We start from the raw sequence: 15,440 nt of genomic DNA, 5'->3' as shown, positions 1-15,440 counted from the left end.
GCACGTTTGGATTACTGCGCACAGGTGACGCGGAGCGTCACGGGCTGCATTCCCACGCGGGAGCGTGGGAACGATCTAACAGTCAGCTGATTTCTAGCTGACCCACCGCTATCGGGAGCAAGCCCCCTCCCACATTTTGATTTTTATTCGGCTTGAGTCAGTAGTGGTACCACTTCACTTCGAGCATCACTTCATTCACCGGTGTCGACAAGTGGCTGTACTCGCGCTGGGCGCTCAGGCGCAGGCCCAGGTTGCGCGACAATTCCCACTGTTGGTTGAGGCTGATGCTGCGGCGTACTTCGCCATTGGTGAAGAAATCCCCTTTGGCTTCCAGGCTCAGGTTGCCCAGCGGGTTCTTCCACAATAGGCCGGTGTTGAAGCCAGCGGCGGGGGAGATGGCTTCGCTGAAGTCATTGTTGTGTTCCACGCGCACCGTGCCGAGGGCGAAGCCGAGCATGTCGTCGTTCAACTGCCAGGTGCCGCCCGCGCCGCCGTTGACGTGGGCGACCAGGGTTTCATCGTCGTGTTTACCCGGTACGCGCTCCAGGCCACCGGTGACTTGCCATGACCAGGGTTGCAGCAAGGCGTTGCGTGGGGTCAGGGAGCGGATGGTGGCCAGGTCCAGTTGCTGCAACTGCCAGTGATTGCCTTCGTACTGGCGCAGTTTCATCTGCAGGATTTCGATTTGTGCGCCCAAGGGGAAGCCTTCGGCGTTGTCGTTGAGGTCGTGATAGGCCATACGCAGGCCGTATTCGCCGAAGGCTTTGTCGCCACGGGTGCCGATGCCGGCCTGCCAGGTGCGCGATTCGTGGCCGTTTTCGGGCAGGCCGGGCGGGGTGATCTTCAGGTCGGGCGCAGGGTTCTGGTTGATCGCACGCAGCAGTTCGAAGCTGCGCTGAGAGCGTGCGGTGTCGCGCTCCAGGCCGTTGGCGCGGTAGCGGCCGAGGCGATAGGCGGCATCGATGATCAGCGCCTGGCGCTCGCGGGGCAGGGCTTTGAAGGCCGGCGCCTGCAATTGCTGCTGGTCATCGCTGATGGTGAGTGCCCATTGTTGCTCATCGCCGTCCAGCGGTTTGGCACGTTCCAGCAGTTCGCGTTCACGGGAGGGGCGATAGTCGATCTTTTCCACCAGGCCCGCTTCCTTGACCGCCTTGACGGTGTCGGTGGGGATCGCCGTCAGCGGGAACTGCTCGGTCAGGCGCAGGCCTGGGCGCGCCACTTGCAGCAATTCCAGCAGGCGATAGGAGCAGTTTTCATCGAAGAAGAAGTAGTCGAACTGGATCTGCTTGAGTTCCCACACATGCTCGACCATGCGCTTGGTCTCGACTTCGGTGAGGTTCAGGCGGTATTCCCACAGGTCACGGTTTTCCAGGCTGCGGTATTCGGAGAGTTTTTCCTGGTAGGGCACCAGGGCGAACAGGCCGGGGTAGCCGCCCATCAGGCCTTTCCAGGCATACAGAATGCTGTTGTCCGAGCCTTCGATATAGGCGCCGAAGTTGATCGCGTAGCTGAGCAGGGCGGTGTTGTTGCTCTGCACGTCAGCCTGGTCGATGCGCAGCAGCGTATGGCCGAACATCGACGACGGGCTGTTGAGGTACGCCGCCGGGAAAATCATCACCGCGCTGTGGGGCGCGACGTCCGTGAACCATTGTTTGAATTCCTTGCAGTCCACGGCGGGCAGGTCGGTCAGTTGCAACTGGTCCTTGAGCCAGCGGGTGCGTGCGGGATAAACGCATTGGGCGTGTTTTTCACCCAGACTGGCCGGTGCATACAACGCCTCCACGGTGGCCTTGAGTTCGGCGTCCGGATGATGCGCCCCGTCGGCGGCGAGAAAGAATTTCTTGTCGCTGACATAGCTGCGCCAGCCATTGATCTTGCCGGCTTCGTAATGGCCCAGCGACAGCCAGAACGGGTCATTGGCCAGTTGCTGCAAACGTTGATCGTCGAGGTGCGGTGCCGCATGCAGCGGGGCGCAGGCGAAGAGAGCCAGGCAAGCGAGGCGTTTGAGCATGGGGGCTACTTAAGTCGGACTGAAAAAAAGACCCAAGGGGGGCAGGTCGAAAAAACAAAACCCGCGCCTCGAAAGGCGCGGGTGGGTCGAGCTTAAGCCTGGGTAGCGTATTTCGCCAGACGGGCATCACTTTTCAGTACGGCAATGGTGTTGTTGTGCACGTCGTCAGCGGTCACGTCAGCCTTGCTGAAGATCTGCTGGAAGTGCTCGTGGGTCACGGCCGCGAAGTGCTCGCGATCTTCCGGCGCCACGCCCAGTACCACGGCGTAGGTAGTCAGCGCTTCGCCGTTACCCTTGGCCATGTCTTCGGACAGCTCGTTCATCATGCCATTCATGGCAATCCAGGACTTGCCGCCGTAGGTCAGGGAACTATTGGTGCTGCAACCGTTGGTGCCCGAGGTCATGCCGAAGGTGGCGTTACCTGAAGTGCCGTTGGTGGTGGAGGCCAGGAAGTGGGCCGGAGTACCGCGCTGGCCTTCGAACAACATGTTGCCCCAACCGCAGTTCGGGCCACCTGGTGCTTCTGCCATTGCATTGAGGGAGACGACGGTGAAGAGAGTACCAAGAAGGATCCGTTTCATAGCTTTGTTCTCTTTGTGTGCAAACCAATGGACAAGGGTTCAGGCGCTTCGCAGCACCCTAGGGGCCAGTTATTAGTCCAACCCGCGCAGTTTGGAGTTTAGGCACGTTCCAGGGGTTCCGTGATTTTTTATAAAACATTCAGTCTCGAACGTTTTTTTTCCACGCCGCGCGGGCTGTCTATGCTTTCCCAAAAGCGCGCCTTGCCAGAGCGCGCAACCGAGAGCCAGAATGCCCCCATCTGCCCCGCCTGATGTAAGGAAGCCCGATGCCTGATCCTGTTGCTGCCAGCTTGCGTCTAGCGCCCGAAGCGCTGACTCGCCCTTTTTCCGCTGAACAGTTCAGCTTCTCGACCACCAATGATCTGGAGCCCTTTCGCGGTGTGCTTGGCCAGGAACGTGCAGTTGAAGCATTGCAGTTCGGCGTGGCAATGCCACGTCCCGGTTACAACGTGTTTGTCATGGGCGAACCGGGTACCGGTCGCTTTTCATTCGTCAAACGTTACCTGAGGGCCGAAGGCAAGCGTCTGCAAACCCCGTCGGACTGGGTGTATGTAAATAATTTCGATGAGCCGCGCGAACCGCGTGCCCTGGAATTGCCAGGTGGCGCTGCGGCGGCGTTCATCGCCGATATCAACGGGTTGGTCGACAACCTGGTGGCGACCTTCCCGGCCGTCTTCGAACACCCGACGTATCAACAGCGCAAAAGCGCCATCGACCGGGCATTCAACCAGCGTTACGACAAGGCCCTGGACGTGATCGAACGCCTGGCCCTGGAAAAAGACGTGGCGCTGTACCGCGACAGCTCCAACATTGCCTTTACCCCGATGCTCGATGGCAAGGCCCTGGACGAGGCCGAGTTCTCGCAACTGCCGGAAATCGACCGCGAGCGTTTCCACACGGATATTTCCGAGCTGGAAGAGCGCCTCAACGAAGAGTTGGCGAGCCTGCCGCAATGGAAGCGTGAGTCGAACAATCAACTGCGCCAGTTCAACGAAGAAACCATCACCCTGGCCCTGCAGCCTTTGCTCGCACCGCTGTCGGAAAAGTACGCGGAAAACGCCGCCGTCTGCGGTTATCTGCAGGCCATGCAGGTGTATCTGCTCAAAACCGTGGTCGAGCAATTGGTCGACGACGCCAAGACCGACGCCCTGGCCCGCAAGCTGCTGGAAGAGCAGTACTGCCCAAGCCTGGTGGTGGGCCATCCGGTCAACGGCGGCGCGCCGGTGGTCTTCGAGCCGCACCCGACCTACGACAACCTGTTCGGCCGTATCGAATACAGCACCGACCAGGGCGCGCTTTACACCACTTATCGCCAACTGCGCCCAGGCGCGTTGCACCGTGCCAACGGTGGCTTCCTGATCCTGGAAGCGGAAAAAATGCTCAGCGAGCCGTTTGTGTGGGATGCGCTCAAGCGTTCCTTGCAATCGCGCAAATTGAAGATGGAGTCGCCGCTTGGCGAACTCGGGCGCCTGGCCACCGTCACGCTCAACCCGCAAATGATCCCGTTGCAGGTCAAGGTGATTATCATCGGCTCGCGCCAGCTGTACTACGCGTTGCAGGATGCCGATCCGGACTTCCAGGAAATGTTCCGGGTGCTGGTGGACTTCGACGAAGACATCCCGATGGTCGACGAAAGCCTGGAGCAGTTCGCCCAGTTGCTCAAAACCCGCACTTCGGAAGAAGGCATGGCGCCGCTGACGTCGGATGCGGTGGCGCGGCTGGCGACCTACAGCGCACGCCTGGCGGAGCATCAGGGCCGTTTGTCGGCGCGTATCGGCGATTTGTTCCAGTTGGTCAGCGAGGCGGACTTCATTCGCCACCTGGCAGGCGACGAAATGACCGATGCCGGGCATATCGAGCGCGCGCTCAAGGCCAAGGCCACGCGCACCGGGCGCGTGTCGGCGCGGATTCTCGACGACATGCTCGCCGGGGTGATCCTGATCGACACCGCCGGCGCCGCCGTGGGCAAGTGCAACGGGCTGACGGTGCTGGAAGTCGGTGATTCGGCGTTTGGCGTACCGGCGCGGATTTCCGCCACGGTGTACCCCGGCGGCAGTGGTATCGTCGACATCGAACGTGAGGTCAACCTCGGCCAGCCGATTCACTCCAAGGGCGTGATGATCCTCACCGGTTACCTGGGCAGCCGTTATGCGCAGGAATTCCCGCTGGCAATCTCGGCGAGTATCGCGCTGGAACAGTCCTACGGTTACGTGGATGGCGACAGCGCATCCCTGGGCGAAGCCTGCACCCTGATCTCGGCCTTGTCGAAAACGCCGCTCAAGCAGTGCTTTGCCATCACCGGCTCGATCAACCAGTTTGGTGAAGTGCAGGCCGTGGGTGGGGTTAACGAGAAGATCGAAGGCTTCTTCCGCCTGTGCGAAGCGCGCGGATTGACCGGTGAACAGGGCGCGATCATTCCCAAGGCCAACGTGGCCACGCTGATGCTCGACGAAAAGGTCTTGCAGGCCGTGCGCGACGGGCAATTCCATATTTATGCGGTACGCCAAGCAGATGAAGCGTTGAGCCTGCTGGTGGGCGAGGATGCCGGTGAACCGGACGCCGAGGGGCAGTTCCCGGAAGGTACGGTCAATGCCCGCGTGGTGGAACGTTTGCGCGCAATTGCGGAGATGATCAGCGAGGAAGACCTCAAGGAGGCGGAAAAGGAGCTGGCGCAGCAGGCGTTGGCAGAAGCCAAACCTACCTGATCCCTGAAGCTTGATGGGATCAAAAATGTGGGAGGGGGCTTGCTCCCGATAGCAGTGTGTCAGTCTCAGTATCTTTACGATCATTCCCACGCTCCCGCGTGGGAATGTACCCCGTGACGCTCTGCGTCACTTGTGCGCAATTACCGAAACTTGCAGCGGTGGCGGGACGCGGAGCGTCCCAAGAGGCATTTCCACGCAGAGCGTGGGAACGATCAAATTCTGAGGCTGACACACTGCCATCGGGGGCAAGCCCCCTCCCACATTTAGTTTTGTGGATGCCATTAAATTGACGAACCTCCGCAATCCAATGCCGTTGGTCCCTACCACCTTGGTCTGTCGCGTTTTTATTCTATTCTGAGGATTAGGGATATCCACAGGAGTCGCAGGATAGAAACAGCCTCGCCTTTGCGCTGGGGCTGAACGCCGATCTACCGAGGGTCGCCGCCATGCCGCGCAACCTTTGCCTTACCCGCCAGTGCCTGGGCCTGCAAACCCGTATCGAATGCTCTATTCGCCCCCTCGCCGGGGAAAACGGGTTGTGGACATTATTGTTCGCCGCCGGCATGTCGGGCGAACAGCCTTCCACGGTCAAGTCCCAAGGCCCGTTTCACGGGTCATTCGTGGCAGAAACCATGTTGGGCTCCATCGTCGACAACCTGACCCTGCATGGCTACGAGCAATTGGACGAGCCGCAGATCTGGTGCCTGCACCTGCAGGCCCATCTGCGCCAACTCAACGGCGGCCACGAGCAATTGGCCCTGTAATCGGGCTATTTGCTTTCCGGTTTGTCCAGCTTGACCTCGAAACCATATTGCACAGTGTCGAGGTCGGTGCGCTGGTAGCTTTCCAGGGTGGTCGGCTGGCCGTAGAAATAATGTACGTCAAACAGCGCCGTGCCGTACTCCTCGGCGCGGTGGCTCACGCCGAGAATTTCCTTGAGGTAGTTGCCGCTGCCGTCCTTGGCGTAGAAGCGCCAGCTGTCGGCGGGAAACGCGCGCTGGTCGACGATCAATGCGTTGTCCTTGAGCACCAGGCCTTTGGGCAGTTCGCTGGTGTCAATCGAGGCCTTCTCGATGGTGGCGAGGAACAAGGGCACCGAGCCGACCACAAACGCCGGGGTTTCCGGGAACAGGTTGAGGTCGTAGGTCAGCGTGCCACTTGCCGCATTCATCTCGAACGCCTCGGTGGGCAACTCGATGGGTTCGCCGCGCTCGCCTTTATCGTCGGCCGTGAAAAACGTGATCGGCGCGTCGCTGTTGTTGCGCTCGGCGCCGACCAGGTCGTCATTGAAGGTGAAAGGGTGGTCGAACACGATTTTCGCGGCACTGGCGTCGTCGGTGGACTGGCTGATGGTGACGCTGCTTTTCAATTGTTCTTCCGTCAGCGAGGCGTCTTTGAGCCAGCTGGCCGCAGCGTCGTCATACACCGTGACCGGCATCGGCAAGGGTTGCACGGTGTGTTGCAGGCTGTTTTTGTCGAAGCGCATCACGGGCAGGTCCAGCTCCTTGCGGGTTACCGTGGTCTTGGAAAAATCCAGCACATTGACCTGCAGGGTGTCGATCAATCCGTTGAAGTACACCTTGGCGTAATGGCTCTTCTGCGTGTGTTTGAAGGCTTTTTGCGCGTCGGTGAGTTGCTTTTCGAACGCCTCGGACCAGACCTTCTGCTTTTGCATCTCGGCCAGCTGCTTTTCGTAGAAGGCCACTTGCGCGGCATTTTCGTTGATCGAGCCTGAGCGGGTGAGAAATTGGCCGGTGCCGTCCCGGGCTTGTACCAGCAGCGGGTTTGGCGAGTCGTCGCCCAACTCGGCGGCCAGAGGCGCGCTGTTGGTCAGTTCGAGTTCGGCGTAATTCTTCTCAAGCGAGAGCAGGTTGAGGGTGATATTGCCCTCGGTGCGCGGGTGGCCGAGGTCTTTTTTCGACAGGTCGAAGGTCAGCACCTTGCCTGGCGCGGCAACCTCAATCGCACCTTTGAGGCTGACAGGCTGCGGCTGGCTCTTGTTTTCCGTCTCGATGCCCTCGATGAACGGGTAGGTCACCGTCAGGTCGTCGGGGTTGGTCAGGTTGGAGCTGCTCGGGCTGAGCTGGATGCCGGGGTCGGTTTCCGACCATTCCGGCTGGAAGGGAATGACTTTGTTGTTGCTCAAGGTCACCGACTGCCATTCCAGGCCATGGGGGAAGGGGAATTGGTCAGGGGCGTTGAAGGTGAACGGGAAGACCGGCTGCAAATCCGTCAGGTAGTCGGAATGGGACGCTCGGCGCAGTACGAACAGGCCGTTGATATAGGTGTCCACCAGGGCCTGGGGCGTGGGGTAATGCTTGAGCAGGGCCAATGTGTCTTCGCCGTATTCGGCTTCGATGGGCTTGGCGGCGAGCTTGAGGCGCGCGCGCTCCAGCAACAGCAGCGAGCCGCCGAGGTCGGCGATGGCGTCGCGCAGCTTGGGGTCCTGGATGCTGTCCAGGGACTGTTCGAACTGGCTGGTTTTCTCTTCGAGGGTGGCCTGCTTCTGCTCTTCCTTGGGGGAGCAGCCGCTGGTCATCAGCAACGCCGCGCACAGGCCGAGCGTGGCCAAAGGGGATCGCACATCCATCATCAGAGTCTTCCTGTCCGACATCATCGAGCCGAGTTGAGGGTCTCGACACTAGCAGAAAAACGCTCTTACAGATGCCACTTCAAGTCAGTTTTCTCGCGGTGACAGGTGCCCGGTAGCGGCTGGTATACTCGGCACCATTTTTAGCCAAGCTGTGTGAGATTCAATGGAACGTTTTATCGAAAATGCTATGTACGCCTCGCGCTGGTTGCTGGCGCCCATCTATTTCGGCTTGTCCCTGGGGTTGCTGGCGCTGGCGCTGAAATTCTTCCAGGAAGTGATTCACCTGCTGCCGAGCGTGTTCTCGATGGCCGAGTCCGAGCTGATCCTGGTGCTGCTGTCGTTGATCGACATGGCGCTGGTCGGCGGCTTGCTGGTGATGGTGATGATTTCCGGCTACGAGAACTTCGTCTCGCAGCTCGATATCGATGAAAGCAAGGAAAAGCTCAACTGGCTGGGCACCATGGATTCTTCGTCGCTGAAGATGAAAGTGGCGGCGTCCATCGTGGCGATTTCCTCCATCCACCTGCTGCGCATCTTCATGGACGCCAAGAACGTCGATCCGCAGCACCTGATGTGGTACGTGATCATCCACATGACCTTCGTGATCTCGGCGTTTGCCATGGGTTACCTGGACAAGGTCACCAAGCACTGATGACCCACGCTGGCCTTACTGCTCGACGAAGTAGTAGGGCTGGCGATTGATCACCATTTTCTTGGTCACGGTCACTTTCTCATTCAGCCGGTCCGTATGGTCCAGCAGCGCCACGTTGCCGGGTTTGGCGGCGAGAAATGCACGCAATTGGCGCTCGGTCTGCAAAATCGGCAGATAGGCCTGCAGATAGAACACGCTGGCGCCGGCGATCCGCTCATTGGGTTGGAACAGCGCCACCTCCCTGCCTTCGTCTTGCAGTGCCTGGACCTGACTGATCACGGGCACGAATGACTGACGCACATCGGCTTTGGGCGCGAACCAGAAGGCTGCGCTGAGGTAGCAGGCGATGGCCAGGGTGAACACTGCACCGATGATGCGTCGGTGGTAGCGGTAAAGCGCCGGCTTATGCGCTTTCACCCATTCCAGCAGTACCCGCGCATATTCGGCAGCCAGTACGGCGGCAGCCGGAGTCAGCGCCATCAAATAGACCGTGCGTTTGCTCGAGGCCAGTGTCAGCAGGGTGAACTGCGCCACCAGCCATACGCTGAAAAACAGGCGGTAGCGGTTGCGCGCCAGGCTTTTACGAAAGTGCCAGAGGCCCAGGTACACCAGGATGTTCCACGGCAGGAAGGCCTCGGGCAGTTTGGCCAGGTAGTAGTAGAACGGCTCGTAATGCCCGGCCTCGACAAATGAGCCGCTGAAGCGTCCGACGCTGTTGGTCCACAGCACCTCACCGACGGCCTGCATGCCGCCGCGCTGAAACAGAAACCCCAGCCAAATTAACAACGGCACCAAGGCCAGCAGCGTGAATAGCGCGGGCTTGAGCCAGTCGCCAAGGCGCAGGCGTTTATCCATCAGGCTGGTGCAGGCCAGGTAAACGAATATCACACTCCCCGGCATCGCCAGACCCAGCACGCCCTTGCTCAACGTCGCGATGACCATCCCTGCCGTAAACAATGACCATGCCCAGGCAGCGGAGCCCTGGCGTTCGGACGCGGGGCGCATCGCCTGGTAGAACCCCAACAAAGCTGCGGTCACGCCCAGGCTGAGCAACGAATCCTCACCCACCCCGCGCACATTGCCCCAATAGCTGGCCATGGTCGCCAGGATCAACGCAGCGCTGAACGCCAGCGTGGTTGGCCGCCCGAACCGGCGCAGCATCCCGTAGAGCAGCATCACACTGAACAATCCAGCAAAGGCTGACGCCAGGCGCACAGCCCCAGTGCTCGCGCCAAACAAGCGAATCGCCCCGGCATCCAGCCACAGACTCAACGGCGGTTTTTCCAGGAAAGGCTCGCGAAACAGACGCGGCACCACCCAGTCATTATCCAGGTGCATGGCCATGGCGATCCCGGAGACGCGGGCTTCGGTGGAACCTTGCAGTTCATGGTTATCCAGGGCGAAGAAGAACAGCAGCGCAACGAGCAGGAGCAGCAGGGGAACGGGACGCGTCATTAGGGTGGCTACCGGGCAGGAGACCGCTCGGAAGAGCGACCGTGGCTGCCCGCCAGTATAGGGATGGGTTTCTTAACGATTCGTGAACGAGTGTGGGGTTTTGTGCGGTTGGATGAGGCTTACAGTTTGATCTGATCGAATTTTCCCGGAGCAGAGAAACGCCAGGGAACACTGAAAGCCGCCCCTCCACATATCAGCTCCGCTTGTTTCAAGATGGCTGGCCACCAGCGCACGAGATTGTGCGCTTTACTCCAGTAGCTTTCACCACTCCAATGTTTTGCCAGACAGAAAATAGGCAGTGCGCAATCTCGAAAGGCTTTCTTCTCCGCATGCCCTTTCATAAATCGATCCTGAGAGATCACTACCCAGCCTCCCTCTTCACGCAGCGCTGATATCCACGCAATGTCGCTGGTATTTTGGGGGAATTTATCCCGGAGCGGGAACACGCCATGTTCATGAACTTTTGATAGTTCGTTCAAGGCGCGTGCCAGCGCGGGAGGAAGGTTATGATCCAGGAGAAAGTTCAAGCAGCATGCCTTTGCTCGAACTCGACAGCTGCTTTTACTGCAGCCGCTGGAACCTCGTAGAGCATGGCTACGCGCCTGGCGTCACGTCCTTCTGCTTCATACGCATTAAAAATGGCGGCGGTATCAATGCCGGCCCCGCTCAGCACGGGCTTACCAAAATTTCTGGCAGGGTCCAGCACTACCGCTTTGCTACGTTTGACCGGGTACCAGCGTTGCGCCGACCCCTTGCCGGTGTAATCGATCCCTTCATACAACGAGGGCTTGATGACTTGTTTGAACGCATATTGTTTTTTGATCAGGTCCAGCAGTGTCTCGTCACCCGTCTCATCCAGAACAGTGGCAAAAATACTACGGCCATCTGTTTGGAACCGCTTGCAGGTGAACGGATAGGGCTGGCCGAACAGTTCACTAGCCTGGCGTGAAGCGTTGCGTATGGCCTGCAAGCTCAGCCCATGCTGGCGAAATGCGTGCACGAAGCGAATTTCGAGCAGGTCATGGAAACCTAGAATGCAATCATTGATGCCTGTCAGTTCCGACTGCCAGAGTCCGGCATGCTGAACGCCATTGGCACTGTAGCCGAATAGCCAACGGCGTATGTCTGCGGCGGGGATGCCGGTATATAACGATGCCTCGCCAGGGGTATAGAGACCCACCCCGACAAGAGGGCTGGGCGAAGTCGTTTGCATGGATGGCCTCCTTGTCGTTGAGTCGGGCGATGAAGTCTGGTGGCTTATGTGATCTCGTTCAACCTTGGGGAGACGAGCTGTAGTCCAAAGCGTATCCGTACAATTCATTCCACGCCAGTTCACCTGATGCACGCCAACTTGTAGGAGCTTTCCGGTGATTTACTTAAAGGTATATCGCCTTATTGGGTACTGTGCTCCGACACGTTAAACCGCGTCTTTGGCAGCAAACAATCTCTTAGCCTCAGCAAAACACTTCTCAGCAATCGCCGAGCGCGGTTCGGTTTTGCGCATCACCATGCCCAGTGGCGCGAGCACGCTGGCGTCTGGCAGGTTGATAAACGCGAGGTTTTCGATCGGGCTTTCCAGGGCGCTGTCCAGCGGCATAATTGCGCAGCAAAAGCCTTCGTGGATTGCCTGGAACAGCTGATAGGTTGAATCGCTTTCGAGCATGGGCTGGGGGGCGAGGCCGCGGCTGCGGAAGCTCAGGTCAATGGACTTTCGATAGTGCATGCCCGTGCTGATCATCCCCAGGGGCAATTGGGCGGCGTCTTCCCAGCTCATTTCGGTGCCTTCGAAGTGGAAGTGGCGTGTGTCGTACAGCAGGCCGACGCGGGTTTCGCCCAGTTCGAAAAAATCCAGGTAGCTGGAGTTTACGTGGTCCAGGTAACACACCCCTAGGTCCAGCTGATTGGTGCCCAGCGCTTCGATGATCTTGTCCGAACTCATGGAGGTCAGGCTGAACTTGAGTTCCGGGAAGGTGTGGGACAGGCCCTGGATGTAGCTGATCGGGTTGAAACCGCTGAGCGGCACCAGGCCCAGGCGCAAGTTACCCACCAACTGGCCGCGACACGCCGCTGCTTCGGCGAACAGCCCATCATGGGCGGCGAGCAGGGTTCTGGCCCAGGCCAGCACACGCTCACCGGCCTCGGTGAACCCTTCGAAACGCTGGCCCCGGGTGACCAACTCCAGGCCCAGCTCATCCTCCAGATTGCGCAGGCGCATCGACAGCGTCGGCTGGGTGATATGGCAGCGCGCAGCCGCCTGGCCGAAATGACGGGTCTGCTCCAGCGCGATCAGGAATTTGAGTTGCTTTATGTCCATCAACACACCTGCCAGTCAGCCGTAACGATTAGGCAGCCATTGTTTAGGCGCTTGAGCCTCATGGCAATCGATTGATGGCGGCCTGCTGGAGAAAGACATGAGCGTAACGTCGGATGCGTTCTGTGTACTGCCTCAATTCAGTACACAGTCGACGGGTTCAAGGACAGGCGGCAGCTCTGTCGCACCGTTGGCGTGCAGCACTTCGCGTTCGATGGTGCGCACGATGGCATTGGTCGGCAGGTCATTTTCGTCGTAGCCGAAGGGGTCTTCCAACTCGTCGCCAATCGCGTCCAGGCCGAAGAACGTGTAGCTCACGATGGCAGTGAATACCGGCGTCAGCCAACCCAAGGGTTCGGCCATGGCGAAGGGCAGCAAGATGCAGAACATGTAGCTGGTGCGGTGCAACAGGAGCGTGTAGGGGAAGGGCAGCGGGGTGCTTTTGATGCGCTCGCAAATGGTCTGCGTGCGGGTCAGGCTGCTCAAGTGGCCAGCCATCAGCTGATAACGCCATTCGCTGAGGCTCCCGGATTCGACCAGCGCCGAACATTGTTGGGTGACGCGACCGACGATGCTTTCCGGGATATTCGGCGTATTGGCCGGCGGCGGCGTGTCGAGCCAGGGGGCTGCCGCGCCGGGCTCGTCTTCATGGCGCAGCCGGGCGTTCAAGGCATGGGCGAACCCGCACAGGTTGCGCAGGATGTCGCTGCGCTGGCGAGCGTCCTGGATCACCTGGGTTTCCCGGATCATGGCGCGCACATCCATCAGCATGGCGCCGAGCGCTTTGCGCCCCTCGTACCAGCGGTCATAGCAGGCGTTGTTGCGAAAACTCATGAAGATCGAAAGTGACAAGCCCAGCAGCGTGAACGGCGTGGCGTTGACCTTGGAGAAGTAGGCTGGATGAAGGGTTTCCACCAGCACAATCACCGAGGCCAGCAGTGTCACCAGCAGGCTGCGCAGTGCGATGCGCCGGGCCACGGAGCCCTTGAGCGACGTCAATACACCGATCAGGTTGGGTTTGGCTCTGACGATCATGGAAATAGCCTAGTGCAATGGGTTGAAACCGGGTCGGTCAGCCGCCCGTCATGTTCATGAAGCGCACCACCTGCACCTCATCGTCGAGGGAGAAGTTGTGCCGATAGGGCTTGAGTTTCATCGACTCCAAAATCGCGCGCTCCAAACGTTGCGGTTCGCCCGGATAGCGCCGCAGTACCGCCTTGAGGTCGACCGAATGCTCGTTGCCCAGGCACAGCAACAGCCGGCCTTCGACCGTCAACCGCACACGGTTGCAGGTGCCGCAAAAGTTGTGGCTGTGGGGTGAAATAAAGCCCAGGCGAATATGCGGCGCTTCGGCCAGGCGCCAATAGCGCGAAGGCCCCTGGGTGGATTCTGCAGAGTCGATCAGCGTGTAGCGTTCGGCGATACGCTCGCGTACCTGCGCACTGGAATAAAACGCCTCGGCACGGCTGTGCTCGCTGATCACGCCCAATGGCATTTCTTCGATAAACGAAATATCCAGGCCGCGATCGATGGCGAAGGCCACGAGGTCGTTGATCTCGTGATCGTTGCGACCTTTCATCACCACGCAATTAAGCTTGGTGCGCTGAAAACCCGCGGCATTCGCTGCATCGATACCCTCGATCACCTTGACCAAGTCACCGGTGCGCGTCAGTTCACGAAAGCGCTCGGGGTCAAGGCTGTCGAGGCTGATGTTCAAGCGCTTGAGCCCGGCATCGAACAACGGCGCGGCGAGTTTGCCCAGTTGCGAACCGTTGGTGGTCATGCACAACTCGCGCAGACCGGGGAGCGCGGCGATGCGCTTGCACAACTCCACCACGCCCTGCCGAACCAAGGGCTCACCGCCGGTCAGACGGATCTTGCGCGTGCCCAGCGCAACGAAACTCTGCGCCAATTGGTACAGCTCCTCCAGCGACAGAATCTGCTGGCGCGGCAGGAACTCCATGTCTTCGGCCATGCAATACACACAACGGAAATCGCAACGGTCGGTCACCGACATCCTGAGGTAGTCGACCCGGCGCGAAAAACTATCCATCAGGATTTGATCGGTCACTAAAAACCTCGGCGGCGACGTTGGGTATATACCCTGGCGCTTATATAGGCGGGTGATTCAGGCGAGGCTAACGGTGTTTTTTGCGGGCGTCTAATCACTCTTAGCGACTGGTTGATCGATGGGGTCTATGAGCGGTTGGTTGAAGCGGCACAGGAGGCGGCGAAGTGGTGGGGTTCAATAGCGTACCTGTGGCGAGGGAGCTTGCTCGCCATAGGTACGGGTTGGTCGTTCAACTGACGGGTATGTTTTATGGATTTTCGCCAAGTGGTTGCATGGTGAATAACTGAGCGTCCAGCATTCGCTCCAGCAGCAACTCACCCAGCACGATCAGTTGCTGAGCCCCCAGCAACTTTTGGCGGTGCGAGCCTTCCAGTTCAAAGGCCAGATCGGTGGTCATGGCGTTCAGCGAGGCGAGGGTTTCACTGGCTTGGACCAACAGGGTTTCGGCGGGGATGTCTGGGGCGAGGGTGAAGAGGGTTGTTGGGGGATTGGGGGTGATCTTTTTCATGATGAAGCTCCCACACTGTTCAAGGAGCTACCGCCCCCTGCTGTCAAACAGGATTGGGTGGCAGCTGTACGCGGGTTGACAGACCGGAAGTGTAGGAACCCGGCGCACCCGAAGATGCCCCACGCACAGCCACCATGAACGAGGCGGAATGCGTAGAGCATGCCGTCTTACCAAGGGGTGTGAAAGGTTACACTTTTTGGCCTGTCAAAGCCGGTCGCTGATGAGCAGCGACGTGGGAAAGGTAGCGTGATGGAGGGAGTTGTGCCAGTTCATCGAGGGCGTTGCATGTTGAAGGAAAATTCTGAAGGTCTGTCCGCCGGGCTTTTAAGCCCCAGAACAAAAAAACGCACTAGGCGGGTTTTGCCGATGCTTCGAATTGGTGGGCCGGGGTAATCTGAATCTATCCACTATCTTATTGATATGTTGGATTAATCTTAGTTTCTTTTTTTCCGTGGAATACCAAATGGAATACCTCATGAAATCACTCTCTACTTCGCCCTCGTTTATACTCGATGGGGCACTGAACCGATCAAAACTGACCTTGGCAGCGATA

General features: G+C 59.1%; 13 protein-coding genes. 3 read left to right on the top strand and 10 right to left on the bottom strand.

The window, feature by feature from the left end; all coding sequences use genetic code 11:
* Nucleotides 1-157: 157 nt before the first annotated feature.
* Nucleotides 158-2,011, bottom strand: coding sequence for a DUF4105 domain-containing protein (locus tag C4J86_RS22675; RefSeq protein WP_124371915.1), 1,854 nt, complete (start codon nt 2,009-2,011; stop codon nt 158-160).
* Between the two features lie 92 nt (nt 2,012-2,103).
* Entirely contained in the window at nt 2,104-2,592 is a 489-nt protein-coding gene (locus C4J86_RS22670) for a DUF3015 domain-containing protein (RefSeq protein ID WP_124364474.1), read from the bottom strand.
* Between the two features lie 266 nt (nt 2,593-2,858).
* Here C4J86_RS22670 and C4J86_RS22665 point away from each other — a divergent pair, with 266 nt between their 5' ends.
* Both C4J86_RS22665 and C4J86_RS22660 read left to right on the top strand, forming a co-directional pair.
* Nucleotides 2,859-5,297 (top strand): Lon protease family protein, encoded by a 2,439-nt coding sequence (locus C4J86_RS22665; protein WP_124371914.1) that lies wholly within the window; start codon nt 2,859-2,861, stop codon nt 5,295-5,297.
* Between the two features lie 446 nt (nt 5,298-5,743).
* On the top strand, nt 5,744-6,061 hold the full coding sequence (locus C4J86_RS22660) for a hypothetical protein (RefSeq protein WP_124371913.1): 318 nt from the start codon (nt 5,744-5,746) through the stop codon (nt 6,059-6,061).
* Nucleotides 6,062-6,066: 5 nt separating this feature from the next.
* Here C4J86_RS22660 and C4J86_RS22655 read toward each other — a convergent pair whose 3' ends face one another.
* Nucleotides 6,067-7,890: a hypothetical protein gene (locus C4J86_RS22655; RefSeq protein ID WP_124371912.1), complete on the bottom strand. Its 1,824-nt coding sequence runs from the start codon at nt 7,888-7,890 to the stop codon at nt 6,067-6,069.
* Nucleotides 7,891-8,053: 163 nt separating this feature from the next.
* On the opposite strand from C4J86_RS22655, the gene C4J86_RS22650 reads away from it, so the two are divergent.
* Nucleotides 8,054-8,542, top strand: coding sequence for a TIGR00645 family protein (locus tag C4J86_RS22650; protein WP_016976786.1), 489 nt, complete (start codon nt 8,054-8,056; stop codon nt 8,540-8,542).
* 15 nt (nt 8,543-8,557) lie between these two features.
* Here C4J86_RS22650 and C4J86_RS22645 read toward each other — a convergent pair whose 3' ends face one another.
* The 7 genes from C4J86_RS22645 to C4J86_RS22615 all read right to left on the bottom strand — a co-directional run bounded on the left by C4J86_RS22645 (nt 8,558) and on the right by C4J86_RS22615 (nt 14,887).
* Entirely contained in the window at nt 8,558-9,997 is a 1,440-nt protein-coding gene (locus tag C4J86_RS22645) for a glycosyltransferase family 39 protein (protein ID WP_124371911.1), read from the bottom strand.
* Nucleotides 9,998-10,116: 119 nt separating this feature from the next.
* Nucleotides 10,117-10,524, bottom strand: coding sequence for a hypothetical protein (locus C4J86_RS22640; protein WP_124371910.1), 408 nt, complete (start codon nt 10,522-10,524; stop codon nt 10,117-10,119).
* Complete coding sequence (locus C4J86_RS22635) at nt 10,521-11,210, bottom strand: helix-turn-helix domain-containing protein (RefSeq protein ID WP_124371909.1); 690 nt, start codon at nt 11,208-11,210, stop codon at nt 10,521-10,523. Before C4J86_RS22635 ends, C4J86_RS22640 begins: the two co-directional genes overlap by 4 nt.
* Nucleotides 11,211-11,414: 204 nt before the next feature.
* Complete coding sequence (locus tag C4J86_RS22630; protein ID WP_124364466.1) at nt 11,415-12,311, bottom strand: LysR family transcriptional regulator; 897 nt, start codon at nt 12,309-12,311, stop codon at nt 11,415-11,417.
* 132 nt (nt 12,312-12,443) lie between these two features.
* On the bottom strand, nt 12,444-13,343 hold the full coding sequence (locus C4J86_RS22625; protein ID WP_124371908.1) for a bestrophin family protein: 900 nt from the start codon (nt 13,341-13,343) through the stop codon (nt 12,444-12,446).
* Between the two features lie 37 nt (nt 13,344-13,380).
* Complete coding sequence (gene moaA / locus C4J86_RS22620) at nt 13,381-14,361, bottom strand: GTP 3',8-cyclase MoaA (RefSeq protein ID WP_372239271.1); 981 nt, start codon at nt 14,359-14,361, stop codon at nt 13,381-13,383.
* A 265-nt stretch (nt 14,362-14,626) separates the two neighbouring features.
* Entirely contained in the window at nt 14,627-14,887 is a 261-nt protein-coding gene (locus C4J86_RS22615; RefSeq protein ID WP_124371906.1) for a DUF6124 family protein, read from the bottom strand.
* Between the last annotated feature and the right edge of the window lie 553 nt (nt 14,888-15,440).

Source organism: Pseudomonas sp. R2-7-07 (assembly GCF_003852355.1).
Taxonomy (GTDB): Bacteria; Pseudomonadota; Gammaproteobacteria; order Pseudomonadales; family Pseudomonadaceae; genus Aquipseudomonas.
The sequence above is the reverse complement of the archived record's forward strand: the minus strand, read 5'-3'. Positions and strand labels throughout refer to the sequence as shown.

Excerpts from the sequence above, each read along its gene's own strand:
- C4J86_RS22675 (WP_124371915.1), bottom strand. The coding sequence starts at position 2,011 with ATGCTCAAACGCCTCGCTTGCCTGGCTCTCTTCGCCTGCGCCCCGCTG.
- C4J86_RS22670 (WP_124364474.1), bottom strand. The coding sequence starts at position 2,592 with ATGAAACGGATCCTTCTTGGTACTCTCTTCACCGTCGTCTCCCTCAAT.
- C4J86_RS22665 (WP_124371914.1), top strand. The coding sequence starts at position 2,859 with ATGCCTGATCCTGTTGCTGCCAGCTTGCGTCTAGCGCCCGAAGCGCTG.
- C4J86_RS22660 (WP_124371913.1), top strand. The coding sequence starts at position 5,744 with ATGCCGCGCAACCTTTGCCTTACCCGCCAGTGCCTGGGCCTGCAAACC.
- C4J86_RS22655 (WP_124371912.1), bottom strand. The coding sequence starts at position 7,890 with ATGATGGATGTGCGATCCCCTTTGGCCACGCTCGGCCTGTGCGCGGCG.
- C4J86_RS22650 (WP_016976786.1), top strand. The coding sequence starts at position 8,054 with ATGGAACGTTTTATCGAAAATGCTATGTACGCCTCGCGCTGGTTGCTG.
- C4J86_RS22645 (WP_124371911.1), bottom strand. The coding sequence starts at position 9,997 with ATGACGCGTCCCGTTCCCCTGCTGCTCCTGCTCGTTGCGCTGCTGTTC.
- C4J86_RS22635 (WP_124371909.1), bottom strand. The coding sequence starts at position 11,210 with ATGCAAACGACTTCGCCCAGCCCTCTTGTCGGGGTGGGTCTCTATACC.
- C4J86_RS22630 (WP_124364466.1), bottom strand. The coding sequence starts at position 12,311 with ATGGACATAAAGCAACTCAAATTCCTGATCGCGCTGGAGCAGACCCGT.
- C4J86_RS22625 (WP_124371908.1), bottom strand. The coding sequence starts at position 13,343 with ATGATCGTCAGAGCCAAACCCAACCTGATCGGTGTATTGACGTCGCTC.
- moaA (WP_372239271.1), bottom strand. The coding sequence starts at position 14,361 with ATGGATAGTTTTTCGCGCCGGGTCGACTACCTCAGGATGTCGGTGACC.
- C4J86_RS22615 (WP_124371906.1), bottom strand. The coding sequence starts at position 14,887 with ATGAAAAAGATCACCCCCAATCCCCCAACAACCCTCTTCACCCTCGCC.